Source organism: Acrocarpospora sp. B8E8 (assembly GCF_039871605.1).
Lineage (GTDB): Bacteria > Actinomycetota > Actinomycetes > Streptosporangiales > Streptosporangiaceae > Acrocarpospora > Acrocarpospora macrocephala.
This window is the reverse complement of sequence record NZ_JBDPLV010000004.1, coordinates 42954-66775: the sequence shown is the minus strand read 5'-3', so window position 1 is coordinate 66775 and position 23822 is coordinate 42954. Positions and strand designations below refer to the sequence as shown.

The following is a 23822-nucleotide window of genomic DNA, read 5'->3' as shown; positions in this document are numbered from 1 at the left end:
CGATCGGTCCTTTCAGTCGTCCAGGCCGAGCAGGTAGGAGGGGTTGACGCGGACGATCTGCCCTAGGTCCTTTTCCGGCAGGCCGAGGTCCAGCAGCGCGGAGCCGACCCGGATGAAGGAGTCCACGGGCATCGGCCGCCCCGCCTGGCCGAGGTCGGAGGCGAGCACGGTGTGCTCGGGCCCGACCTGCTCGATCCAGTCGAGCAGCTGCCGGGGTGACCATCGGGCCTGGGCCACCTCGGGGTCGTACATGCTGGTCTCGTGCTCGATGTACGCGCCGAGCCGGACGAACTCCTGGCACTGCGCGGGATCTGAGCCGATCACGAAGTTCGGATGGCTGACCACCAGCCGCCGGATGCCCCGGTCCCGGGCGGCGGCGAAGACCTCCAGGATGTCGTCGGGGGCCATATGCCCGGCGGACAGCAGCGCGCCGGACTCGGCGATCACGTCGAGCACCCGGCCGACCTCGGGGATCAGCGCGCCGTCCGGGCCGCGCACGTCGACCTGGGCGAGCGACAGCGGGATGGTCGGCTTGGGGAAGCCGCCGCCGGAGTTGTGGTGGTCGATGTGCGCGCGGGAGGAGATGGTGGGGAACCACACGCACCGCCCGCCCATCCGCAGGCACATCTCCACCGCGTACGGGTTGATGCCGCCGACCTGGTTGTTGAGGGCGATCCCGCCGTACACGGCGGTGCTGAGCGGGGCCAGCCGATCCCGCATGGCCAGCAGGTCCATCACCGTGTTGTGGTGGTGGGACTTGGCCAGCAGCGCCCGCATGCCCAGCCGCGCCCCGTCGGCGGCGGCACCGACATGGTCGAACCGGCGCGGGAGGGGGTTAGGCCCGGAGTGGCAGTGCAGATCGACGAGCCCGTGCAGGGCTCGCTCGATCGCGGAGGGTCGGATCATCGTCGTTCCTCTTGACAGCGGTGCCGCCACCCTAGAGTCTGTAACACATTGCGGACTTGATGTACGATAAATGCGAATCGCTATCATGGCAAGCCCGTGAGGATGCGCCGGTGTCTGGACTGAGGAGCGAAGCGACGAGGGAAGACACCGGGGTTGAGCATCCGAACCGCGATGCGAAGCATCGCAATCAACACAGTGGGGGGTTCACGTGCCGGACACGAGCTATACCTGGGCCGAGATGATGGCGATCTCCATTTCGCACGAGATGGCCGACGGCGACTTCGGCTCCGTGGGCGCCGCCTCGCACATCCCCGTGGCCGGCCTGCGGCTGGCGCAGCTCACCCACGCGCCGGACCTGTCCTTCTTCTGCGGCGGCAGTGGCGCGATGAACCCGAAGATCCAGCGGCTCACCGAGTCGTCGGCCGACTACCGCAACCTGGTGACCAGCGAGTACCAGTTCTCTCTTGATGATGTGGTGGACTTCGAGACCGCGATCCGGTTCGACTTCGCGTTCCTGGGCGGGATGCAGATCGACAAGCACGGCAATCTCAACATGGCCGTGATCGGCCCGTGGGACAAGCCCAAGGTCCGCGGCCCCGGCACGATCGGGCTGATCTTCCTGGGCGGCTTCAAGACCAGTTACATCTACACCGAGCACCACACGCCGAGGATCTTCGTCGACAAGGTGGACTTCGTCAGCGGGGCGGGCTGGCTGGACGGCGGCGACTCCCGCAGCAAGGTCTTCCGCCCCGAGTCCGACGGTCCCCGCCGGGTGTTCACCCCGCTGGGGGTGTTCGACTTCGAGCCGGAGAGCCGCCGGATGCGGCTGATCAAGGTGCACCCGTGGAGCAGCGTCGAGCGCGTCCAGGCGGCCACCGGGTTCGAGCTGCTGGTCGCCGACGACGTGCGGACCGTGGACCCGCCGACCGAGGAGGAGCTGCGCCTGCTGCGGACCCAGGTGGACACCGAAGGCGTGCTGCGCCGCTACCCCGCCACGGCATGAGCTGGGCAGAGCGCCACCTCGTGGTGGACGGCTGCGCCACCCACTACCTGGAGGCCGGCGACGGACCCCCGCTGGTCCTGCTCCACGGCGGTGAGTACGGCGCCGCCGCCGAGATCACCTGGGAGCACTGCATCCCGGCCCTGGCGGCACACCACCGGGTGATGGCGCTCGACTTCGTCGGCTACGGGCACAGCGCCAAGCTCAGGGACTTCGGCGGCCAGCGACGGCTGATGCTCCGCCAGGTCTCCGGCGTGCTGCGCGCGCTCCGGATCGAGTCGGCGTACTTCATCGGCACCTCACTCAGCGGGCGCATGCTGCTGGACGTGGCCAGCAAACCCGCGCCGGTCTGGCCGATAAAAGCGATGGCGGTGGCCGGGATCGGTCTGGCCGCCCCGGCGGAGGCGGCCCGGAAGGTGCTGGAGGATTTCGACGGCACCCTGGAAGGGCTGCGCCCGTCCATGGACGTGCTCTTCCACGATCCCCGCTGGCGGGACAGCGAGGAGTATCTGCGCCGCAGGTACGACTTCTGCGCCATCCCCGGCGCGTGGGAGACGGCGGCGGCGGGCAACCTGCGCTCGCCGATGCGCCGTGGCGAGAGCCGCCCGCACATAAGACCGCCCGCCCGCGACTATGGCGGCGTCGCCGTACCCACCTGCCTGATCCGGGGCGAGCACGACCGGCTGGTGCCGGACGGCACCTGGCGGGAGCTGGCCGCGCAGATCCCCGGCGCGGTCGCGGTCACCGTCGCCGGGAGCGGTCACTACCCGCAGATCGAGCAGGCTGCCGCGTTCACCGAGACGGTGCTGGACTTCTTCAAGCAGGAGGGATCATGACTTCTCCCCGGCCGACGCAGGCCGGACCGGGCGTGCACCTGGAGTCCGGCGGCGGCGCGGGCCCGACGGTGGTGTTCCTGCACGGCTCGGCCGCCTCGGGGGCGGTCTGGAAGCCGGTCACCCGGGAGCTGGCCGGCCGCCGCCCCGACGTCGGCTGGCTGCTCGCCGACCTGCCAGGTCACGGCCGCTCCCGCTGGCAGCTGGACTATTCTCCGGACGGCTACGCCGACGCGGTGGCCGCTGGCATCCGCGGGCACCTGGGCGAGCGCCCGGTGCACCTGGTCGGCCACTCCCTCGGCGCGATGGTCGCGCTGGCCCTCGCGGACGGCGCTCGCGGGGTGAGCGTCGCGTCCGTCCTGGTCATCGCGATGAAGGTGAGCTGGACCGAGGAGGAGCTGACCCGCCGCGCCGCCGCCGCGACCAGGCCGATCCGGATCCTCCCCGGCCGCGAGCAGGCTCGCGAGCTGTTCGGGCGGATCTCCGGGATGGCCGGATTCGCCGCGGCAGACCTGGACAGCGGGGTCGCCGTCGCCGAGAGCGGCTACCGGTTATCGGGCGATCCCCGGATCACCGCCGCGCCTCCCGCGCCTCCCGCCGCGCTGGCCGCGTTGGCCGCCCGTGCCGCCTGCCCGGTCCGGCTGGCCTGCGGCGACCGTGACCCCGGCATCCGCTACGAGGAGCTGGTCTCGGTGCTCGGCCGCCCGGTCACCGTGCTGGCGAACACCGGCCACAACGCGCACATCGAGCAACCCGGCCTGGTCGCCAATCTGGTGGAACAGGCACTCCGCTGAGAACGGAAGATCCATGCGAATCGAGAACCTGCTGCGGCAGAACGCGGTACGGCGCGGCGACCGGCTCGCCGTCATCTCCGACGAGCGGCAGCTGACCTGGGCCGAACTCGACCACGAGAGCGACCGCCTGGCCAACGCGCTGGCCGCCCTCGGCTACCGCGCCCAGGAGCGGATCGCGCTCGTGCTCGCCAACAGCCACCCCATGGTGACCGCCTTCTACGGCCTCTGGAAGATCAACCTCGTCGCGGTCGGCATCAACCCCCGGATGACCGCACCCGAGATCACCCGCATCCTGGCTCACTCCGGCGCGTCCGCGGTCATCTGCGACACCCCCGCCGCGGTCGAGGCGGCCGCCGCGCTACCCGGCATGCGCGCGGTGTTCACCGTCGGCCTCGACGGCCACCCCACGCTGGCCGAGCTGATCGCCTCCGGCGACCCGGCCGGAACACCGGAGACCGGCCACGGCGGCGACCTGCGCTCGCTCCGCTACACCAGCGGCACCACCGGCGCGCCCAAGGGCTGCATGGCCACCCACGACCAGCAGCTGGCCCACACCGCCAACTACCTGTCCGAGATCGACGTGCCGCGCGGCGGCCCGACCTGGCTCTCGGTCCCGCTCAGCCTGGGCGTCGGCGCGTCCTATGTGACCACCACCGCCTACCTGGGCGTGCCCCTGCTCCTGCGGCGGCGCTTCGACCCGGCCGCCTTCCTCAAGGACATCGCCGAGTACGGCGTCGAGCACGCCTTCCTGGTCCCCACCATGCTCGTGGACCTGGTCCGGGCCCTACCCGACCTGGACCTGTCCCAGGCCCAGCGCCTCAAGATGATCGGCTACGGCGGCGCCTCCGTCTCCTGGAGCCTGATCAGATCCGTGGCCGAAGCCCTGGAAGTCGAGCTCTACCACGCCTTCGGCGCCACCGAGGCAGGCGGCTTCACCGCGCTCCTCACCCCCGACGACCACCGCAACTTCCTCGCCGCCGGGGCCACCGCCCTGGTCTCGGTGGGCCGCCCAGCCGCGTACGCCGAAGTGAAGATCTTCGACGAGCAGGACCACGAAGTGCCTGTGCGCGAAACCGGCGAGATGCGCATCAAGGCGGCCAGCGTGTTCTCCGGATACTGGAGCCAGCCCGAACTCACCCGGCAGGTGCTCCAGGACGGCTGGCTGCGCCTGGGCGACATCGCCTGGCGGGACGAGCGCGGCTACATCTACCTGGCCGACCGGGCCCAGGGCGTGATCAGGTCCGGCGCGCAGAACGTGTACGCGGGCGAGGTCGAGGCGGTGCTCCAGGCGTGTCCCGGCGTGGCCAGGGCGGCCGTGGTCGGCGTGCCGGACGAGCGGTTCGGCGAGTCGGTCAAGGCGCTGGTGCAGCGGGTGCCCGGCGCGGACCTGACCGAGGAGCAGGTGCTCGGCTACTGCGCCGAGCGGCTGGCCGGATACAAGCGCCCCCGCGAGGTGGAGTTCGTCACGGACCTGCCGGTGGACGAGGGCGGAAAGATCAGAAGAGCCGAGCTGAAGGAGTCCATGCGATGAGCAAGGTGACGACCCCCGAGGAGGCGGTCGCCGGCATTCCCGACGGAGCCACGATCGCGCTCGGCGGAGTGCACTCGCACAACAGCCCGATGGCCCTGGTCAACGCGCTGATCCGGCGCGGCGCGCGAGACCTGGAACTGATCCCGACACCCAGCGCGGGCGCGCCGGTGGACATGCTGATCGCCGCCGGATGTGTACGGCGCTTGCACGTCTCCTACGTCGGCCTGGAGTTCCTCGGTATGGCCCCCAACTACCGCAGGGCCGCCGAGAGCCAGAGCATCGAGATCGTCGAGGGAGACGAGGCCTACATCGTCTACGGCTTCCGCGCGGGCGCCAGCAGATTGCCGTTCCTGCCCCTGCCCCCGCTGTACGAGGGCACCGACCTGCCCAAGGTGAACCCGGACATCCGCACCACCACCGACCCGTACACCGGCCGCACGGTCACCACCATCCCCGCCCTGCGCGCCGACTACGGCCTGTTCCACGCCCAGGTCAGTGACCGGAAGGGCAATGCGCAGATCTTCGGTCAGCGCCGCTTCGAGGACGTCATGGCCAAGGCGTGCGACCACGTCATCATCAGCTCGGACGAGATCCTGGACGAGCACGCCCCGCAGCCGGACCCGCGCCTGGTGTCCATACCCGGCGCCATCGTGGAACGGGTGGCACACGCTCCATACGGGGCCTACCCGCTGTCCTCCCCAGGCCACTACGGCTACGACCGGGAGCGGTTGGTCGAGTACCGCGACCTGGCCGCCCAGGACCGCACCAAGGAATACCTGGAGACCCACGTGCACTCGGTCGCCGACCACCAGGAACATCTGGAAAAAGTGGGCGTGCGGCGGCTGCTGGCCCTCCAGCAGACCTTCCGCTGATCACCAGGAGTACGCCTCAGGCGCGGGGCCGGGACCAGGGAAGATCTCATCCAGCCTGGCCAGCGTCGCCTCGTCCAGGTTCACCTCGAAGGCCCGCACGGCGGCGTCCAGCTGCTCCACCGTGCGGGGCCCGATGATCGGCGCGGTCACCCCGGGCTGCCGCAGCAGCCAGGCCACGGCCACGTCCGCCGGGTCCTCGCCGAGCTTCGCGCACAGGTCCTCGTAGGCCTGGACGGCGGCGCGGTGCCGGTCCAGCTTGACCATCCTGCGGCCCCGGTGCGGGGCCATCCCGGCGCCGGGCAGCGGTTTGCCCAGCAGGTGCTCGCGTTCCTTGCGGAGGATGCCGCCGAGCAGCCCGGCGTCCAGCGGGGACCACGGCATCATGCCCACGCCGTAGTGCCGGCAGGCGGGCAGCACCTCCAGCTCGGCGGTGCGTTCCAGCAGGTTGTAGATGGTCTGCTCGCTGACCAGGCCGAGGTGGCCGCGTCGGGCCGCGCTCTCCTGGCCACCGGCGAGATGCCAGGCGGGATGGTTGGAGGAGCCCACGTAGACGATCTTGCCCTGGGTCTTCAGGAGCTCCATCGCCTCCCAGATCTCCTCCCACGGGGTGCTCCGGTCGATGTGGTGCGGCTGGTAGAGGTCGATGTGGTCGGTCCCCAGGCGGCGGAGCGAGTCCTCGCAGGCGCGCCGGATGTGCAGCGCGGACAGGCCGGAGTTGTTGGGCCACTCGGCCATCCGGCCGTACAGCTTGGTGGCGAGCACGGTCCGGTCCCTGCGGCCGCCGCCCTGGGCCAGCCAGCGGCCGATGATCTGCTCGGTCAGGCCCTCGCCGAACCGCCAGCCGTACACGTTGGAGGTGTCGATCAGGTTGATCCCGAGCTCGTGGGCCCGATCCATGATCGCGAAGGCGTCCTCCTCGGTGGTCTGGGTGCCGAAATTGTCGGTGCCGAGGACCAGGCGGCTGATGACCAGACCGCTGCGGCCGAGGTTCGCGAACTCCACACTGCTCTCCCATGTTCCATTTATCGGACTTTAAGTCCTATAAATAAGAGTATCGTTGCCCGCTAGCTGAGGGAAAGAGGAGAGCAGCCGTTGAGCACACTCGCTGGGCACATCGCCACCGCCAGGCTTCCGGCGGCCCACAGTTTCGTCTCCGGCGCGCTCTGCCACGGCGGTGGCCGGGAGTTCGCCACCAGCCACCCGGGCGACGGAACCTGGCTGGCCACCGTCCAGGAGGCCACTCCGGAGTTCGGCGACGCGGCGGTGCGCGAGGCCGCCGCCGCGCAACCGGCCTGGGCCGCCACCTCGCCGCACCAGCGGGCCCGGGTGCTGCGCGCCGCCGCCGACCTGATCGAGGCCCAGTCCGTACGGCTGGCGCACCTGGTCACCCTGGACAACGGCAAGACGCTGGCCGAGGCGTACGGCGAGGTGGCCGTGGCGGCGGCGCACTTACGCGCGGCGGCCGGGTGGGCGGCCACCCTGGAGGGGTCCACGTTCCCCGCCGACGGTGGCACGCTGCGGATGACCTTCCGCGAGCCGGTCGGCGTGGTCGCCGCGATCATCCCGTTCAACACCACGCTCGTGTTCGCCGCGCAGAAGGCCGGGCCCGCGCTGGCGGCCGGGAACGCGGTGCTGCTCAAGGCTCCCGAGGTCAGCCCGCTGGCGGCCCCCGTGTTCGCCGGGCTGCTCACCGACGCGGGCCTGCCCCCCGGGCTGCTCCAGGTGCTGCAGGGCGCGGGCGAGGTGGGGCGGCGGCTGGCCGAGCACCCGGCGGTGACCATGGTGTCCTTCACCGGCAGCACCGCCGTCGGCCGCCAGGTGATGCGCTCGGCCGCCGACGGCATGAAGCGGGTGCTGCTCGAACTCGGCGGCAAGTCCGCCAACATCGTCTACGCCGACGCCGACCTGGACGCCGCCCTGCACGCCACGGTCGGCGGCATCTTCCGCAACGCGGGACAGCGCTGCTTCTCCGGCTCCCGGCTGCTGGTGGAGGAGCCGGTCGCGGCTGAGTTCACGGCCCGGGTGGTGGAGCTAGCCCGCTCGATCCGGGTGGGACCGCCGTTCGATCCGGACAGCCAGTTGGGCACGCTGATCTCGGCCGCCGAGGCGACGCGGGTGCACGTGATGGTGCAGGAGGCCGTCGAGCAGGGGGCCAAGGTCCTGGTCGGCGGCGAGCCCCCGGACGGCGCATTCTACGCGCCCACCGTCCTGGAGGTCGCCCCGGTGAACCCGCCCGACATCGTCTACCAGGAGGTGTTCGGCCCGGTCCTCACCGTGCAGCGGTTCAGCGGCGCGGAGCAGGCGGTCGCGCTGGCCAACGACTCGCCGTTCGGCCTGGTGGGTGGCTGCTGGACCCGGGACCTGGACCGGGCGCTGACCACCGCCCGGCGGGTCAGGTCCGGATATTTCTGGATCAATTCCTACGGCGCGCTCGCGCTGGACGCGCCCATCGGCGGTGTCGGCCTGTCCGGCGTCGGCCGGGAGCTGGGACGTCTCGGCCACGAGGCGTACACCGAGACCAAGACCGTGATCATCGACACCGCCTCGGCCGACGCGCCGCGCTGGTACTAACCGGAAACCCGTCCCATAGGAAGCCTCCGACCAGGCGATTCACCGTCGCCGTCCAGATCACGACCTACCGAAGGAGCCGCCATGCCCACCCACTACCGAGGCGCGGTCGCCCGTGCCGCGCACGGGCCGCTGAGCATCGAGGACATCCCGCTGCGCGAGCCGGTGGGCGACGAGGTGGTGATCGAGGTGTCCGCCTGCGGGTTATGCCACAGCGACGTGCACTTCATGCACGGCACCTCGGGCACCGACTTTCCCTACCTGGTGGGCCACGAGGTGGCCGGGCGGGTGGCCGAGCTGGGTCCCGAGGCGAGCGGGCTGAGCGTCGGCGACAGCGTGGTGGTCGCCCCGATGGTGGCCTGCGGGCGGTGCCGCCAGTGCATGGCCGGCCGCCCGCGCGCGTGCCCTGACCGGCTGCCCCGGCGGCCCAAGGTACTTCTGGGCGACGGCGTCGAGGCGACCCCGGTGCTCGGCGTGGGCGGGCTCGCCGAGCGGGTCATCGTGCCCGCGCGGCAGGCCGTGGCGATCGATCCCAGGGTGCCGCCGCAGGTCGCCGCGCTGCTCGGATGCGGCGTGCCGAGCGGCTTCGGAGCGGCGGTCAACACCGCGGCGGTCGGCCCCGCCGACGACGTGGTGGTCCTCGGATGCGGTGGGGTCGGGGTCGCGGCTGTCGCCGGGGCCGCCTACGCGGGCGCGCGGCGCATCGTCGCGGTGGACGTCAACGCGGCCAAGCTCGACGCGGCCCGGCGCTTCGGCGCCACCGACGTGGTGGACGCCTCCCGGGAGGAGACGGTGGCCCGCGTGCGGGAACTCACCGACGGCCAGGGCGCGGACGTCGTGCTCGACGCGGTCGGCGGCCCCGCCTCCTTCACCACCGCCAACCAGCTGCGCGGTCCCGGCTCCCGTCTGGTGGTGGTGGGCGCACCCCGGCAGGGCGACACGGTCGAGCTACCCCTGCGCCACCTGTTCCTGACCGGCGGCTCGATCCAGGTCTCGATCTGGGGCGACTGCGAGGCGGCCAGGGACCTGCCCCTGCTCGCCGAGCTCTTCCTGGATGGTCGGCTCCCGCTGGAGGAGTACGTGACCGGCGCCTACCCGCTGGACGAGGCGCAGGCCGGCTATGACCGGCTGCTCTCTGGCGAGGCACTGCGTGGCGTCGTGAGGATGCGCCGGTGTCTGGACTGAGGAGCGAAGCGACGAGGGAAGACATCGGGGTTGAGCATCCGAAGCATCGCCATGACGCGGTGGTGTTGTGACGGCGGTTGACAGAACGGTACGAACCGCCAGACAATCAAACACATATTTCGGACTAGTTGTCCGATAATTGAAACAAGATCGAGGAGTGATGATGGCGACCGCCGCTCTCCGCGCACCGCGCTCGCTCAACCACATCGCCTACCCGACCTGGAACTCGCAGGCCACGCACGACTTCTACACCGAGGTGTTGAAGTGCGAATTCCTGACCGCGATCCAGCTGGACGTGGTCCCCTCCAGCGGTGCGCGGACCCCGTACCTGCACACCTTCTTCGGCCTGCACGACGGCAGCGCCATCGCCTTCTTCGAGGTGGAGGGCCTGCCAGACCCGGGGCCCGACTCGGTGCCCTCCTGGGTGCGGCACATCGCGCTCAACGTGGACTCGATGGAGGAACTCCACGCCTGGCAGGCGCACTTCACCGCCAAGGGCGTGGAGAGCGTCGGCATCGTCGACCACGACGGGGTCTGGGAGTCGCTGTACATCTTCGACCCCAACGGCGTCCGGATCGAGCTGACGCTGCAGACCCGCCCGCTCACCGAGGACGACGCCCGCCAGGGCGCCGAAACCCTGCGGACGTGGAACGCACGCTGATCGTGTCCCAACCGCCGCCCCTCAGGAGCTTCCCGTGCTGACCCGCGAACTACTCCCCGTACCGTTGACGCCGGGCGGGCGCCTCGACATCAACTCGGGCGTCGCCCGGCTGAGCGGGAAGATCTGGGCCACCCTCTGGAAGGACGACCGGCGCCCGGCCGGCACCGCGGTGCTGATCGTGCACCCGTCCTCCAACTTCATCGGCCACTACGCGCTGGAGGAACTGGCCTCCCGGGGGGTCGCCGCCGTCGGCCTGGCCACCCGCTACGCCGGCAACGACTCCGCGCTGATCATGGAGAACTGCGTCCTGGACGTCGGCGCAACCATCCGCCACCTGCGCGAGCTCGGCTACGACCAGGTCGTCCTGGTGGGCAACTCCGGTGGCGGCGGCCTGGCCGCGCTCTACCAGGCGCAGGCCGAGAACCCCACCATCACCCACACCCCGGCCGGGGACCCGGCGGACCTGACCGCCGCCGACCTGCTCCCGGCCGACCGCCTGGTCATGGCCATGGCTCACCCCGGCCGCGCGGTGGTCTACACCGAAGGGCTCGACCCGGCGATCACCGACGAGCACCTGCCCTTCGACCGGGACCCGGACCTCGACATGTTCGAGCCCGCCAACGGCCCCGTGTACAGCCCGGAGTTCGTGACCCGCTACCGCCAGGCCCAGATCGACCGCAACCGCCGGATCACCGACTGGGCACTCCAGCAGATCGAGGCGCTGCGCTCGCAGACGCGTGGGTCGGAGGCCCCCGACGACCTGCCCTTCGTCGTTCACGGCACCGCCGCCGACCCGCGCTTCCTCGACCTCACCCTGGACCCCTCCGACCGGATCGCCCGCACCATCTGGGGCAGCCCGTGGGTGGCCAACTTCCTGCCCGCCTCGCTCGGGCACCTGACCAGCCTGCGCTCCTGGCTCAGCCAGTGGAGCTACGACCGGAGCCGGGCCAACGCGTACCGGGAACTGCCCGGCGTCCAGGCCCCGGTGATGGTGGTCTACGGGTCCGCCGACTGCGCGGCCTTCCCCAGCCACGCCCGCGGCATGTACGACGCCGTCGGCCACCAGCGCCGCGAGCTCGTCGAGATCAAGGGCGCCGACCACTACTTCCAGGGCCGCCCCGACCTGGCCGCCACCATGTGCGACCACATCGTCGAATGGGCCGGGTGATGGGCGTGCTCGACGTGGCAGTCGTGGGCGCGGGGCCGGTCGGGCTCACCGCCGCGCTCGCGCTGGCCAGGCGCGGGATCGCGGTCACCGTCTTCGAGGAGGCCGGGCGGCTCAGCACCGAGTGGCGGGCCTCCACCTTCCACCCGCCGACCCTGGAGATCGCCTGCGACCTCGGCATCGCCGACGCGATGCTGGCCGAGGGCATCATCGCCCGCACGTACCAGATCAGGGACCGGCGGGACGGCCTGATCGCCGAGTTCGACTTCGGCCTGCTCGCCGGCGAGACCGACTACCCGTTCCGGCTCCAGCTGGAGCAGTACAAGTACGCCCAGATCATCAGCGACGCGCTGGACGGCAGGCACCCGGACGTCGGGCTGCGGTTCGGCGAGGGCATCACCGGGGTCACCCAGCACGCCGACGCCGCGGTGCTCACCACCGTCGCGGGGGAGCAGGTCGAGGCCCGCTGGGTGCTGGCCGCCGACGGCGCGCGCAGCACCCTGCGCAAGGCCCTCGGCACCAGCTTCGAGGGCCTCACCTACGACCACCGCTACCTGGTGCTGAGCATCGACTACCCGGTGGAGACCCTGCTGCCGGGCATCTGCGACGTCAACTACATCGCCGACCCCAGCGAGCACCTGCTCATCCTGCGGGTTCCGGACGTGTGGCGGGTCGTGGTGGCCGTACGGCCCGAGCTCGGCGCCGAGGAGGCACTCGCCGACGGGTACGTGGCCGAGCGGCTGCGCGGCCTGTTCGGCGACCACCCGGAGCTGCCGCTACGGGAACGGAAGATCTACTCGGTGCACCAGCGGGTGGCGGGCAACTTCCGCACCGACCGGGTGCTGCTGCTCGGCGACGCCGCGCACGTCAACAGCCCGATGGGCGGCATGGGCCTCAATGGCGGCATCCACGACGCGTTCGACCTGTCGGTCCAGCTCGGCAAGGTGCTGCAGGACGGGACCGGAGACGAGGTGCTCGACGCCTGGGCGCAGCGCCGCCGCAAGGCCGCCATCGAGGCGGTGCAGGAGATCACCCACCGCACCACCACCGAGATGGCCGAGCAGGACGAGGCCGAGCGGCGCGGCTTCCGGCGGCGTATGTCGCAGATCGCGGCCGACCCGGCGCTGGCCAAGGAGTGGATGCTGGACGCGGCGATGATCTCCAACGTGCGCGCCCACGGCCTGCCCCGGCGCGACTCGGAGGTGGGCTGATGGACTTCGACCTCAGCGACGAGCAGCGCGACATCCGCGACACCGCCCGCGCCTTCGTCACCAAGGAGCTGCTTCCACTGGAGGAGGAGTTCCTCCGAAGCGGCGCGGTACGGCTGCCGCGCGAACAGGAACGTGCCCTCCAGGCCAAGGCCAGGGAGTTCGGCTTCTGGGGGATGAGCACCCCGGAGGCGTACGGAGGAATGGCCCTGCCCGCCCTCACCCAGGCCCTCATCCACATCGAAGTGGCCAGAACCTGCGTGCCGTTCCGATTCGGCGGCGAGGCCGACAACATCCTGTACGCCGCGGATGCCGCCCAGCAGGAGGAATACCTCAAACCCACCATCGAGGGCCGGCGGCTGGGTTGCTTCGCGCTGACCGAACCCGGCGCCGGATCGGACGCCGCGGCCATCCGCACCTCGGCCCGGCAGGACGGCGGCGACTGGGTGATCAACGGCCAGAAGACCTTCATCAGCAACGGCGACGACGCCGACTACGCGATCGTCATCGCGGTCACAGATACGGAGCGGGGAGCGCGGCACGGCTCGACCGCGTTCCTGGTGGATCGGGACGCCGGGTGGAGTTCCACCCCGATCCCGACCATGGGTAGCTGGCACCAGCCGGCCACGCTCTTCTTCGACCAGGTCAGGGTGCCGCCAGGAAAGGTGCTCGGCGACGTGGGCGCCGGGTTCGACCTGGCCAAACGCTGGATCGGCAGGGGCCGGCACGTGATCTCCGCCCACTGCGTGGGGATCGCCGAGCGGTGCCTGCGGATGGCGGTGGACTACGCCAACCTCCGGGAGACCTTCGGCCGGGCGATCGGGGAGAACCAGGCCGTGCAGTGGATGATCGCCGACTCGGAGACCGAGCTGGAGGCGGCCCGCTGGCTTGCCCTGCGGGCCGCGTGGGACGTGGATCGGGGGGCCGACGCGCGCCACTCCGTGGCGATGGCGAAACTCTTCTGCTGCCAGATGGTAGGCCGGGTTGTCGATCGGGCCCTGCAGATCCACGGTGGGATGGGCTACACGAAGGAACTCCCGCTGGAGGGGTGGTATCGCGCGGTCCGCGCGATGCGGATCTTCGAGGGGACGGATGAGATCCAGCGACTCATCCTGTCGCGGGACCTGCTACGAGGTTTCACCCGGATAGGAGGCCATCTTGCGTGAATCATCAGCATCGACAATGACAATGACCGAGCCGAAGATGAGCGTGGCCGTTGCGTTAAGGGCGGCGGTGCAGGCCGCGGGTGATCGCCCCGCCATGATCCAGGGCGATCGGCGGCGCGGTTACTCAGAGCTGGAGGCCCGCGCCGAGCGGGTGGCCCGAGCGCTGGCCGAGCGGGGGGTGGGTGTCGGTTCGACGGTGGCCATCGCCCTCTTCAACTCCTTTGAATATGTGGAGTCGGTGCTTGCCGCGTTCAAGATCGGCGCGCAGCCGGTCAACGTCAACTACCGCTACCGGGAGAAGGAACTGCGCTACGTGCTCGAATACACGGGCGCGGCGGCGCTCGTCTACGACACGAGCCTGGCCGACCGGGTGCGCGGGATCCGCGATGAGCTACCCGCGCCGATCGCTCTCCTCGAGGTCGGCGGAGACGAGGCGTCGGTGGTGCCAGGGGCGCTGGCATTCGAGCGTGCGGCCGAGCCCGATTCTGAGTCCGAACCGGGGTCCCCACCCACGGTTTCCGAACCGGGGTCCCCACCCACGGTTTCCGAACCGGGGTCCCCGGCTTCGGTTTCCGGTCCCGGGTCCCCGGCCACGGTTTCCGGTCCCGGGTCCCCGGCCACGGTTTCCGGTCCCGGGTCCCCGGCCACGGTTTCCGATCCGGCCGAGGATTCCCCGCACGGCATCATCCTGCTCACCGGGGGCACCACCGGCACGCCCAAGGGCGTGATCTGGGACCGTGACGGGCTGCTCGGCATCCTCAACGGGGTCTTCCGCCAGCAGGGCCTCGCCACCCCCACGACGCCGGCCGAGGTCGCCGAGCGGGTCCGCGAGCTGCAGGTGAGAGACCAGGTCCCGGTGGTGCTGCCGATGTCGCCGCTGATGCACGGCACCGGGTTCTTCCACGCGATGCGTACCCTGCTCGCGGGTGGTGTGCTCTGCTTCTGCGACTCCCGCTCGCTGGACGCGGAGGAGGTGTGGCGGACGGTGCAGGAGCACGCGGTGACCGAGATGGTCATCGTCGGCGACGCCTTCGGCGGCCCGCTGGTGGACGCCCTGGATGCGGCCGAGCGCGCGGGCAATCCGTACGACCTGGGCAGCCTGCGGAGGATGACCAGTTCGGGCGTGCTGTGGAGCACCGAGGTAAAGCGGGAGCTGTTGCGCCGGGGGCGGAAGCTCACGCTGGTCGACAACATCTCCGCTTCGGAGGGCGGGCCGTTCGGGCTGGCCGAGGCGAGTTCCGAGGCGGACCTGGCCGATGGGCGGTTCAATCTGTCGCCGGTGGCCCGCATTCTGGACGAGCACGATCGCGATATCGAGCCAGGCAGCGGGCAGGTGGGCGTGCTGGCCAGCGCCGGCCCCCAGCCGGTCGGCTATCTCGGCGATCCGGACCGGACGGCTCGGATCTGGCGGACGATCGACGGCGTGCGTTACGCCGTCCCGGGCGATCTGGCCTCGCTGGACGCGGACGGTCGGCTGATCCTGCTGGGGCGGGGCGACGGCGTGGTCAACACCGGCGGCGAGAAGGTCTTCCCCGAGGAGGTCGAGCAGGCACTGATCACGCACCCCGCCGTGGACGACGCGATCGTGGTCGGGATCCCCGACCCGCGCTGGGGCCAGATCGTGGCCGCCGTGGTCGCCCCGGCGAGCGGGCTGGGCGGCGTGCCGGACGAGGAGCTGATCCAGCACGTCCGGGACCGGCTGGCCGCGTACAAGAGCCCGCGCCGGATCATCAGGGTCGGCGTGGTCCCCCGGACGCCCGCAGGAAAGGCCAACCGTTCGCTGGCCAGGCAACTGGTGACAGAGGAGACAGCACCGTGACAGGCACCCCGTTCCCGATCGAGCGAGGCCACGTGCTGGCCTTCGCCCGCGCCCTGGGCGAGGAGACGGCGGGTGAGGGGACGGCGGGCGCGGAGGCGGCGGCCGTCCCGCCCACCTTCCCGATCGCGTTCGCCCAGTTCGACCCGGACTGGCCGCTGCGCATGGAGCCGGGAAAGCCCTGGAACGGCTCCGGCGCAGAACCTGGCGTGGCCTCGGGCGGCCCCGGCGGGCTCCACGCGGAGCAGGAGTTCGAGTACATCCGGCCGCTCCGGATCGGCGAGACGCTGTCCGCGCGGCGGCGCGACGGCCGGACCTGGCAGAAACCGGGCGGCCGTGGCGTGCTGAACTTCACCGAACGCCACATCGACTTCTACGACGCGGACGAGCAGCTCGTCGCCCGCTCCACCACGGTCACGGTCATCGTGGCGGTGGCGTCATGACGGGGGAGAGGACCGAGGTGGTGGTCACCGACCTGAAACGCACCCAGATCGTCATGTACGCCGGAGCCTCCGGCGATTACAACCCCCTCCACACCGACGAGCCCTTCGCCACCCAGGTGGCCGGAAACCCCACCGTGATGGCCCACGGCATGCTCACCATGGGCCTGGCCGGGCGGGTGCTGACCGGCTGGTTCGGCCACGAGAACATCCTCCGCTACCGGGCCAGGTTCAAGGCCCCGGTCTGGCCGGGCGACACCCTCACGGTCACCGCCAAGGTGACCGGCATGGCCGAGGGACGTGCCGAGATCACCCTCTCCGCGGTCAACGCCACCGGCACCGAGGTCCTCACTGGCACCGCGACCGCACTGATCACCGACTCCGCGCGGGACCTGGCACCCGGCGTGTCCGATGCCGCGCGGGACCCGGCACCCGGCGTGTCCGACGCCGCGCGGGACCTGGCACCCGGCGTGTCCGATGCCGCCCAGGACCCGGCGCCCGGCGTGCCGGACGCCGTGCGGAACGGAGCGGCCCGGTGAGCGGGCAAGCGAGCCCAGCCATGGACGTGGCCGCGCTGGAGGCGATCGACGTGCACACCCACGTGCAGGCGTCGATCTTGGACAGCCCGGCCACCGCCGACGGCGACGAAGCCTTCGCCGCCATGGCCGACTACTTCAAAGCGGGCGCGGTCACCAGGTTCACCGTACCGATGATCGCCGAGTACTACCGGCGGCGGCGGATGGCCGCGGTGATCTTCACCGTGGACACCATGCACCTGAGCGGGCGCGAGCAGATCCCCTCCAACGAGGAGGTAGCCGAGCAGGCGGCCCGCCACGCCGACGTGCTGATCCCGTTCGCCAGCATCGACCCGCACCGGGGCGCGGCCGGGGTCGCGGCCGCCCGGCGGCTGATCGAGGAGCACGGCGTCCGGGGCTTCAAGTTCCACCCCACCTCGCAGGGCTTCTTCCCGAACGACCGGCTCGCCTACCCGCTGTACGAGGTGATCGCCGAGCACGGCCTGACCGCGCTGTTCCACACCGGCCAGACCGGCGCGGGCGCGGGACTCCCGGGCGGCGGCGGGCTGCGGCTGAAGTACTCCAACCCGATGCACGTCGACGACGTGGCGGCCGACTTCCCCGACCTGCAGATCATCCTGGCCCACCCGTCCTTCCCCTGGCAGGACGAGGCCCTCTCGGTAGCCATGCACAAGCCGAAGGTGCACATCGACCTGTCCGGATGGTCGCCCAAGTACTTCCCGCCGCTGCTGGTGCGGTATGCCAACACGCTGCTGAAGGAGAAGGTGCTGTTCGGCTCGGACTTCCCGATGATCACCCCGGATCGCTGGCTGGCCGACTTCGGCAAGCTGGAGATCAGGGACGAGGTCCGCCCGAAGATCCTCAAGGAGAACGCGGCCCGGCTGTTCGGGCTGGCCTGAGCAAGGAGATCGCGATGTACCACGCCGGGCCGTACGACCGGATTGTCGATGTTGTCGTGCTCGGGTTCGGCGACGCCGGCGCGGTCGCCGCGATCACCGCCCACGACGCCGGCGCCGAGGTGCTCGTCCTCGAGAAGCAGCAGGCCGGCGACCACCGGCCGAACAGCAGGTACGCGGCGGGCTTCTTCCTGGTGCCCACGGACGTCGAGCGCGCGGCCGAGTACCTGTCCGCGCTGTACGCCGTCAACGGTGAGCGGGTCGACCCCGAGCTGATCCGCGCCTGGGCCAGGGAGACCGCCGCCAATCCGGCCTGGCTGGACAAGCACGGCTGCGGCTACGCCGACACGGGCATCCTCGGCGAGCACCACGCGGTGCCAGGCCACGACGCGATCACCGTCTACAAAGCCAAGCCGGGCCCCCGCCCGGCGGGCTACACCGGCTGCCCGATGCACGGTTTCCTGCGCCACCTCGTCGCCGAACGCGGCATCGAGGTCCTGTACTGCACTGCCGCCCGCTGGCTTCTCACCAACGAGCGCGGCGCGGTCACCGGAGTCCAGACGGAACACGAGCGCATCGGCGCGCGCCGCGGCGTGGTGCTCGCGGTGGGCGGCTACGAGGCCAGCAAGCGGCTGAAAACCCAGTACCTTCCGGTCACCCCCGTGCACTTCTACGGCACCGAGCACAACACCGGCGACGGCATCGCGATGGCAGTGGACGTGGGAGCCGAGCTGTGGCACATGAACGTCTGGCCGGGCCACTTTGTGGCCAGATTTCCGGACAGCGGCTACGGCGGGGGCACCGCGATCGACCTGTGGGGATCAGGCAGGTTCGGCCCCGCCGAGGGCAGGCGCCCCCCGGGTTCGATCTTCGTGGACGGCTCCGCGCGCCGGTTCCTCCGCGAGCCCGGCCGGCAGCACGCCGCCCACCTGGAACTCCTCGGCATGGACGCGGCCCGGCTCAAGCATCCGCGCGTGCCCACTTGGTGGATCTTCGACCAGGCCAGGTTCCACGAGGCCACGCTGGTGCCGACCTACTCAGGCCCCGCCGGACCGGTCGGCGACTTCACCTGGAGCGAGGACAACACCGAGGAACTGCGCCGCGGCTGGATCCTGTCAGCGGACTCGGCCGCCGAGCTGGCTGAGCGCTGCGGCCTCGACCCGGCGGCCCTGGAAACGACGATCGACCGCTACAACGCGCACTGCGCGGCAGGGGAGGACGCCGACTTCGGCCGGGCCCCATCCACCCTGACGCCGATCCGCGGCCCCCGCTATTTCGCGGTGCCGCTGTGGCCGGGCGGCTCGCACACCGTCGGCGGCCCGCGCCGGGACGCGGAGAGCCGCGTGGCCTCGGTTCGCGGCGGTTTCGTGGAAAACCTGTACGCCGCCGGTGAGCTAGGATCGCTGCACGGATTGCTCTATCCGGCGGGTGGGGGCAGCATCGCGGAATGCCTCGCGTTCGGCCGGATCGCGGGGCGCAACGCCGCGGCCAACATGATCGTCGGAGGATGACTCAGATGCGGCGAATGGCGCCGGGCGACCCCGCCGCGAGCGGGGCGCGCGGGTGGACACCGACAGCGGTAGGGGTGACTTCGTTTGGGCGCTAGTGATCACGCCGCCGAGGGCGCGAGTCCGGTCAGCGGCTCGCAGACCCTGGACCGCGGCCTGAAACTGCTCGAACTGCTCGCCACCGAGGACCGGGACATGACGGTGGCCGAGCTGGCCGCCTCGCTCGGCATGCACCGGCAGGCCGTCTACCGGCTGCTGACCACCCTGCGCACCCACCGGCTGGCCGCCGAGGGCAGCTCGGGGCGCTACCGGCTGGGTCTCGGCGTGATCCAGCTGGCCCGGCAGGCCAACCCGCACCTGCGCCGCGCCGTGCTGCCGCACCTGCGCACCCTGGCCGAGGAGCTCGGCGTCACCGCGCAGTGCGTGGTGGCCGAGGGCGACGACGCGGTGGTGCTCGCCGTGGTCGAACCGTCCGACGCGGTCTTCCACCTGTCCCAGCGCAGCGGCGCGCGGCACGCGCTGGCCCAGGGCGCCAGCGGTATCGCGATCATGATGTCCCGCGATCCCCAGGTCAGGGACTCCGAGACCGTGATCGAGGCCAGGTCGCGCGGATACGCGGTCACCCGCGGCCACCTCACCCCCGGCGCGGTCGGCATCGCGGTGCCGCTCTACACGGCCGAAGGGCACGCGCTGGACGCCAGCCTGGGCATCGTCTCCATGATCGATCTCGACGTGGAGCGGACCGCGAGCCGCCTGATCGCCGCCGCCGACGAGATCACCGCCTCCGAACTCTGACGCGCACCAACAACGATCTCCCTCAATTCGGACGTTTGCGACTTGAAGAATTCTGCAATTATCGACATCATGTGTTCTCTAGATCCGCAGAATCCTGTTCTGGAAGGGGAGGGCTGAGCGATGCCGGTTCCCCTGTATCAGGCCAAGGCGGAATTTTTCCGGACCCTGGGGCATCCGGTCCGCATCCAGGTGCTGGAACTCCTGCAGGCCGGGCCACATCCGGTGCGCGATCTGCTCGCCGAGATCGAAGTGGAGCCGTCCAACCTGTCCCAGCAGCTGGCGGTGCTACGGCGGGCCGGAATCGTGACGTCCACCCGCGACGGATCCACCGTCGTCTACGCGCTGAGCAGCCCCGACGTGGCCGAGCTGATGCGTGCCGCGCGCCGGATCCTCACCGACATGATCGTCGGACAGGGCGAGCTGCTGGCCGAACTGCGCGACGCCGAGCAGCCCCGCCCAGGCTGACGCTCCGCTCGGGATCAGGGATCTGGGTACGACAGGGAGAGTCGCGGTAGTGAGTTTGTGGCAAAAGATCAGAAAGACCGGCCGGGTGGCGGAACCCGCCCCGGAGCGTGCCCCAGGCAATGTCCTGCCCGCGGCGGCCGAGCTGGGCGGCTCCGTGCAACTCCGGCACGTGGACGCGGGCTCGTGCAACGGCTGCGAGGTGGAGATCGCCTCGGTCTTCGGCCCGGTGTACGACGCCGAGCGCTACGGCGCGCGGCTGGTGGCCTCTCCCCGCCACGCCGACGCCCTGGTGGTGACCGGACCGGTCACGCGCAACATGGAGATGGCCCTGCGCCGCACCTACGAGGCGGTGCCGGAGCCCCGCCTGGTGATCGCGCTGGGTGACTGCGCCAGGAACTGCGGTGCGTTCGCCGGGGCATACGGCGTGACCGGACCGGTCAGCGACGTGGTGCCGGTGGACGCGGAGATTCCGGGCTGCCCGCCGCGACCGGAGGCGATCGTCGCGGCGCTGCGCGAGCTGACCGGCCGATGAACCTGGTCGGCACGCTGTTCTGCACCGCCTTGGCCGTCTGCGCGGCCTCGGCGCTGGCCGGGCTCGTCGCGCCGACCCGTCTGCGGCTCCCGCTGGCCGGTCTCGGTACGGCGGGCGCGGGCGCGCTGGGCACGGCGGCGGGCCTGGCGGCCCTGCTCGGCGAATCCTGGTCGGCCTGGCTCCCCGAGCTGCTCCCGCTGGCCGGGGTCAGGCTGGCGATCGATCCGCTGGCCGGGCTGTTCCTCGCGGTCACCGGCGTCGTGGCGCTCTGCGCGGCGATCTACGGCATCGGCTATTCGCGCGACGGCCTCGACGGTCGGGTGGTGCAGGCCACCGCGCCCCTGTTCGTGGCCGCGCTGCTGCTGGTGCCCGCCGCCGCGAGCGTGAGCACGTTCCTGGTGGCGTGGGAGCTGATGGCGATCACCTCCCTGCTGCTGGTGGTGGCCGATCACCGGCACCGGTCCGCGGTGGGCGAGGCCGGTCTCTGGTATGGCGTGATGACCCACCTCGGCTTCGTCACGATCCTGGCCGGCCTCCTCGCCTTCGCGGCCGGAGCGGGCGGCGAGTCCTTCGACCAGCTCAGGCACGCGGAACTGTCCCCCGCCCTGCGGGGCACGGTGTTCCTGGCGACGGTGGTGGGATTCGCCTCCAAAGCCGGCATCGTCCCGCTGCACGTGTGGCTGCCCCGAGCCCACCCCGAGGCCCCGAGCCAGATCTCGGCCCTGATGAGCGCCGCCATGGTCAACATGGGTGTGTACGGCATCGTCCGCGTCGGCCTGGACCTGCTGCACGGCGGACCGGTCTGGTGGTGGATGGTCGTGCTCATCGCGGGCGCGATCTCCGCGCTGTACGGCATCCTGCAGGCCGCCGTGGCCGCCGACCTCAAAGGCCTGCTCGGCCACTCCACCACGGAGAACATGGGCTTGGTCTTGATCGGAGTCGGCGCGGCGGGCCTGTTCGCCGCCTGGGGCAACGCCGTCCTGGCGGCCCTGGCCCTGACCGCCGCGCTGCTGCATGTGGTCAACCACGCCGGATTCAAGACGTTGCTGTTCCTCGCCGCGGGCTCGGTGCAGCGGGCCACCGGGACGCGCGATCTCGATCAGCTGGGCGGGCTTCGCACGCGCATGCCGTACACGACCGGGCTGTTCGCGGTCGGGGCGCTGTGCGCGTCCGCGCTGCCGCCGGGGAACGCGTTCGTCAGCGAGTGGCTGCTCTTGCAGAGCCTGATCCACGCGCTGCCGACCTCCGGCGTGGTGGGGGCGGTGACCATGCCACTGGCCGTGGGCGTGATCGCGCTGTCGGCCGGGCTGGCGGTGGCCACCTTCGTCAAGGCCTTCGGCATCGGATTCCTCGCCAAACCGCGCGGCCCGGAGGCCGCACGCGCGGCCGAAAGTCCCCCGGCCATGCTCGGCGGGATGGCCCTGGCCGCCTGCTGCTGCCTGGTCCTGGCGCTCGCGCCCACCGCGATCCTCCCCGTTCTGAGCCACGCGGTGGCCGTGGCGCTCCCCGGCCCCGGCGCGGTGACCGGCGAGGTGTCCCTGCACCTGGCCGGGATCTCCAGCGTGATCTCGCCGCTGCTCATCGCCGTCGCGCTGGGCGTGGCGGTCGCGGGCGCGCTGGCCCTGACCCGGGTGTTCGCCACCCGCCGGGTACGGCGAGCCGCCCGCCTGTGGGACTGTGGCGGAGGCCCGATGTCAGCCCGGATGGAGTACACCGCGACCTCGTTCGCCGAGCCGCTGCAGCGGGTCTTCGACAACGTGCTGGCCCCGGAGAGCGACGTGGACGTGACCCCGGTCAAGGAATCCGCCTACCTGGTGGAATCTGTGCGGTTCCGGGCCAAGGTGCCCGACCGGATCGAGCGTCGCCTGTACGAGCCGGTGCTGTCCGTGCTCACCTTCGTCGGCCGGGGCGCGCGGCACCTGGCCACCGGGAGCGTGCACCGCTACCTGGCCTACGGATTCTGGGCGCTCACCGGCGCGCTGATCATGCTGGCGGTGTTCCAGTGATGGCCGGAGCGGTGCTGCAGGTGGTTCTCGTCGCGGTGGGATCCCCCCTGCTGGTCGGGATGATGCGCCAGGTCAGGGCCCGGCTGGAAGGCCGGGCGGGCGCGGGGATCGGCCAGCCATGGCGGGACCTGCGCAAGCTCGTGCGCAAGGAGCCGATCGCCCCCGACGGCACCGGCTGGGTGTTCCGGGCCGCGCCGCTGCTGCTGGCCGGCACCGTGCTCGTGGTGGCGGCCGTGGTGCCGCTGGTGTCCACTACCTCGCCGCTGGACGAGGTCGCCGACCTGTTCGCGGTGGTGGCGCTGCTGGCGCTGGGCTCGGTCGCGCTCGCGCTGGGCGCCCTGGACACCTCCACCGCGTTCGGCGGGATGGGCGCCAGCCGGGAGATGATCGTGCTCGCGCTGGTGGAACCCACCATCCTGCTGTCGGTGTTCGCGCTGTCGGTCCGGGTCGGCACCACCAACCTGGGCACGATCGTCACCTCGGTGGTGGCCGACCCGCTGGCCGTGATCTCCCCGGCCAGCCTGCTCGCGGCGGCCGCGCTGGCGATCGTCACGATCGCCGAGACCGGCCGGATCCCGGTGGACAACCCGTCCACCCACCTGGAACTGACCATGATCCACGAGGCCATGGTGCTGGAGTACGCAGGGCCCGATCTGGCGCTCATCGAGTGGGCGTCCGCGATGCGCCTCTCGGTCCTGCTCGGCCTGCTGACCAGCCTGTTCGCCCCGTGGGGCATCGCGACCGGGAACGCTGGGCCGCTGGCCCTGCTGCTGGCGGCGGTGGTCGTCATCGCCAAGGTGGCTCTGCTGGGCGCCCTCCTGGCGGTCGGTGAGGTGTTCATGGCCAAGCTGCGGCTGTTCCGCATCCCCGAACTGCTCGCCGGGTCCTTCCTGATGGCCCTGCTGGCCGTCGCGGCGTCCTTCTTCCTGGCGTGAGGTC

General features: G+C 71.2%; 23 protein-coding genes. 21 read left to right on the top strand and 2 right to left on the bottom strand.

The annotated features are described in order from the left end of the window. Nucleotides 1-12 precede the first annotated feature (12 nt). The gene (locus ABGB08_RS05550; protein ID WP_347586965.1) at nucleotides 13-906 is read right to left on the bottom strand and encodes a DUF6282 family protein; all 894 of its coding nucleotides are present in this window, start codon (nucleotides 904-906) and stop codon (nucleotides 13-15) included. Nucleotides 907-1114: 208 nt separating this feature from the next. On the opposite strand from ABGB08_RS05550, the gene ABGB08_RS05545 reads away from it, so the two are divergent. Genes ABGB08_RS05545 through ABGB08_RS05525 form a run of 5 tightly spaced genes read left to right on the top strand, consistent with a single transcriptional unit; the run spans nucleotide 1115 to nucleotide 5936 of the window. Beyond that, complete coding sequence (locus tag ABGB08_RS05545) at nucleotides 1115-1909, top strand: CoA-transferase (protein ID WP_347586963.1); 795 nt, start codon at nucleotides 1115-1117, stop codon at nucleotides 1907-1909. Beyond that, a complete protein-coding gene (locus ABGB08_RS05540) occupies nucleotides 1906-2742 on the top strand; it encodes an alpha/beta hydrolase (RefSeq protein WP_347586961.1) in 837 nt (278 codons plus the stop codon). Before ABGB08_RS05545 ends, ABGB08_RS05540 begins: the two co-directional genes overlap by 4 nt. Next, the gene (locus ABGB08_RS05535; protein WP_347586959.1) at nucleotides 2739-3533 is read left to right on the top strand and encodes an alpha/beta hydrolase; all 795 of its coding nucleotides are present in this window, start codon (nucleotides 2739-2741) and stop codon (nucleotides 3531-3533) included. The genes ABGB08_RS05540 and ABGB08_RS05535 overlap by 4 nt, the downstream gene beginning before the upstream one ends. A gap of 13 nt (nucleotides 3534-3546) precedes the next feature. Then, nucleotides 3547-5064 carry an AMP-binding protein gene (locus ABGB08_RS05530; RefSeq protein ID WP_347586957.1) on the top strand — a complete coding sequence of 506 codons (1518 nt, stop codon included), beginning with the start codon at nucleotides 3547-3549 and terminating at the stop codon, nucleotides 5062-5064. Then, nucleotides 5061-5936 carry a CoA-transferase gene (locus tag ABGB08_RS05525; RefSeq protein ID WP_347586955.1) on the top strand — a complete coding sequence of 292 codons (876 nt, stop codon included), beginning with the start codon at nucleotides 5061-5063 and terminating at the stop codon, nucleotides 5934-5936. The genes ABGB08_RS05530 and ABGB08_RS05525 overlap by 4 nt, the downstream gene beginning before the upstream one ends. Here the strand turns inward: ABGB08_RS05525 and ABGB08_RS05520 are convergent, their stop codons facing one another. Beyond that, nucleotides 5937-6938, bottom strand: a complete 1002-nt coding sequence (locus ABGB08_RS05520) for an aldo/keto reductase (protein WP_347586953.1) — start codon at nucleotides 6936-6938, stop codon at nucleotides 5937-5939. Nucleotides 6939-7028: 90 nt separating this feature from the next. Between ABGB08_RS05520 and ABGB08_RS05515 the strand changes: the two genes are divergently transcribed. The 16 genes from ABGB08_RS05515 to ABGB08_RS05440 all read left to right on the top strand — a co-directional run bounded on the left by ABGB08_RS05515 (nucleotide 7029) and on the right by ABGB08_RS05440 (nucleotide 23818). Then, the gene (locus tag ABGB08_RS05515; protein WP_347586951.1) at nucleotides 7029-8507 is read left to right on the top strand and encodes an aldehyde dehydrogenase family protein; all 1479 of its coding nucleotides are present in this window, start codon (nucleotides 7029-7031) and stop codon (nucleotides 8505-8507) included. An 81-nt stretch (nucleotides 8508-8588) separates the two neighbouring features. Then, a complete protein-coding gene (locus ABGB08_RS05510) occupies nucleotides 8589-9689 on the top strand; it encodes a zinc-binding dehydrogenase (RefSeq protein ID WP_347586949.1) in 1101 nt (366 codons plus the stop codon). A 160-nt stretch (nucleotides 9690-9849) separates the two neighbouring features. Then, complete coding sequence (locus ABGB08_RS05505) at nucleotides 9850-10350, top strand: VOC family protein (RefSeq protein ID WP_347586947.1); 501 nt, start codon at nucleotides 9850-9852, stop codon at nucleotides 10348-10350. Between the two features lie 34 nt (nucleotides 10351-10384). Further along, on the top strand, nucleotides 10385-11518 hold the full coding sequence (locus ABGB08_RS05500; RefSeq protein ID WP_347586945.1) for an alpha/beta hydrolase: 1134 nt from the start codon (nucleotides 10385-10387) through the stop codon (nucleotides 11516-11518). Nucleotides 11519-11523: 5 nt separating this feature from the next. Then, nucleotides 11524-12726, top strand: a complete 1203-nt coding sequence (locus ABGB08_RS05495) for an FAD-dependent oxidoreductase (RefSeq protein WP_347586943.1) — start codon at nucleotides 11524-11526, stop codon at nucleotides 12724-12726. Beyond that, nucleotides 12723-13889 carry an acyl-CoA dehydrogenase family protein gene (locus ABGB08_RS05490; protein ID WP_347587240.1) on the top strand — a complete coding sequence of 389 codons (1167 nt, stop codon included), beginning with the start codon at nucleotides 12723-12725 and terminating at the stop codon, nucleotides 13887-13889. Before ABGB08_RS05495 ends, ABGB08_RS05490 begins: the two co-directional genes overlap by 4 nt. Before the next feature lie 22 nt (nucleotides 13890-13911). Next, nucleotides 13912-15708, top strand: a complete 1797-nt coding sequence (locus ABGB08_RS05485; RefSeq protein WP_347586941.1) for an AMP-binding protein — start codon at nucleotides 13912-13914, stop codon at nucleotides 15706-15708. Beyond that, complete coding sequence (locus ABGB08_RS05480; protein ID WP_347586939.1) at nucleotides 15705-16148, top strand: MaoC family dehydratase N-terminal domain-containing protein; 444 nt, start codon at nucleotides 15705-15707, stop codon at nucleotides 16146-16148. Before ABGB08_RS05485 ends, ABGB08_RS05480 begins: the two co-directional genes overlap by 4 nt. After that, nucleotides 16145-16684: a MaoC/PaaZ C-terminal domain-containing protein gene (locus ABGB08_RS05475; protein WP_347586937.1), complete on the top strand. Its 540-nt coding sequence runs from the start codon at nucleotides 16145-16147 to the stop codon at nucleotides 16682-16684. Before ABGB08_RS05480 ends, ABGB08_RS05475 begins: the two co-directional genes overlap by 4 nt. Then, nucleotides 16681-17580 (top strand): amidohydrolase family protein, encoded by a 900-nt coding sequence (locus ABGB08_RS05470; RefSeq protein ID WP_347586935.1) that lies wholly within the window; start codon nucleotides 16681-16683, stop codon nucleotides 17578-17580. Before ABGB08_RS05475 ends, ABGB08_RS05470 begins: the two co-directional genes overlap by 4 nt. A 14-nt stretch (nucleotides 17581-17594) precedes the next feature. Beyond that, a complete protein-coding gene (locus tag ABGB08_RS05465; protein WP_347586933.1) occupies nucleotides 17595-19088 on the top strand; it encodes an FAD-binding protein in 1494 nt (497 codons plus the stop codon). An 84-nt stretch (nucleotides 19089-19172) separates the two neighbouring features. Beyond that, nucleotides 19173-19880 carry a helix-turn-helix domain-containing protein gene (locus ABGB08_RS05460; protein ID WP_347586931.1) on the top strand — a complete coding sequence of 236 codons (708 nt, stop codon included), beginning with the start codon at nucleotides 19173-19175 and terminating at the stop codon, nucleotides 19878-19880. A 120-nt stretch (nucleotides 19881-20000) separates the two neighbouring features. Beyond that, the gene (locus tag ABGB08_RS05455; protein ID WP_347586929.1) at nucleotides 20001-20345 is read left to right on the top strand and encodes a metalloregulator ArsR/SmtB family transcription factor; all 345 of its coding nucleotides are present in this window, start codon (nucleotides 20001-20003) and stop codon (nucleotides 20343-20345) included. 49 nt (nucleotides 20346-20394) lie between these two features. Then, nucleotides 20395-20877, top strand: a complete 483-nt coding sequence (locus tag ABGB08_RS05450; RefSeq protein ID WP_155358210.1) for an NADH-quinone oxidoreductase subunit B family protein — start codon at nucleotides 20395-20397, stop codon at nucleotides 20875-20877. Then, nucleotides 20874-22883 carry a proton-conducting transporter membrane subunit gene (locus ABGB08_RS05445; protein WP_347586926.1) on the top strand — a complete coding sequence of 670 codons (2010 nt, stop codon included), beginning with the start codon at nucleotides 20874-20876 and terminating at the stop codon, nucleotides 22881-22883. Before ABGB08_RS05450 ends, ABGB08_RS05445 begins: the two co-directional genes overlap by 4 nt. Further along, nucleotides 22883-23818, top strand: a complete 936-nt coding sequence (locus tag ABGB08_RS05440) for an NADH-quinone oxidoreductase subunit H (RefSeq protein WP_347586924.1) — start codon at nucleotides 22883-22885, stop codon at nucleotides 23816-23818. Before ABGB08_RS05445 ends, ABGB08_RS05440 begins: the two co-directional genes overlap by 1 nt. Nucleotides 23819-23822 lie beyond the last annotated feature (4 nt).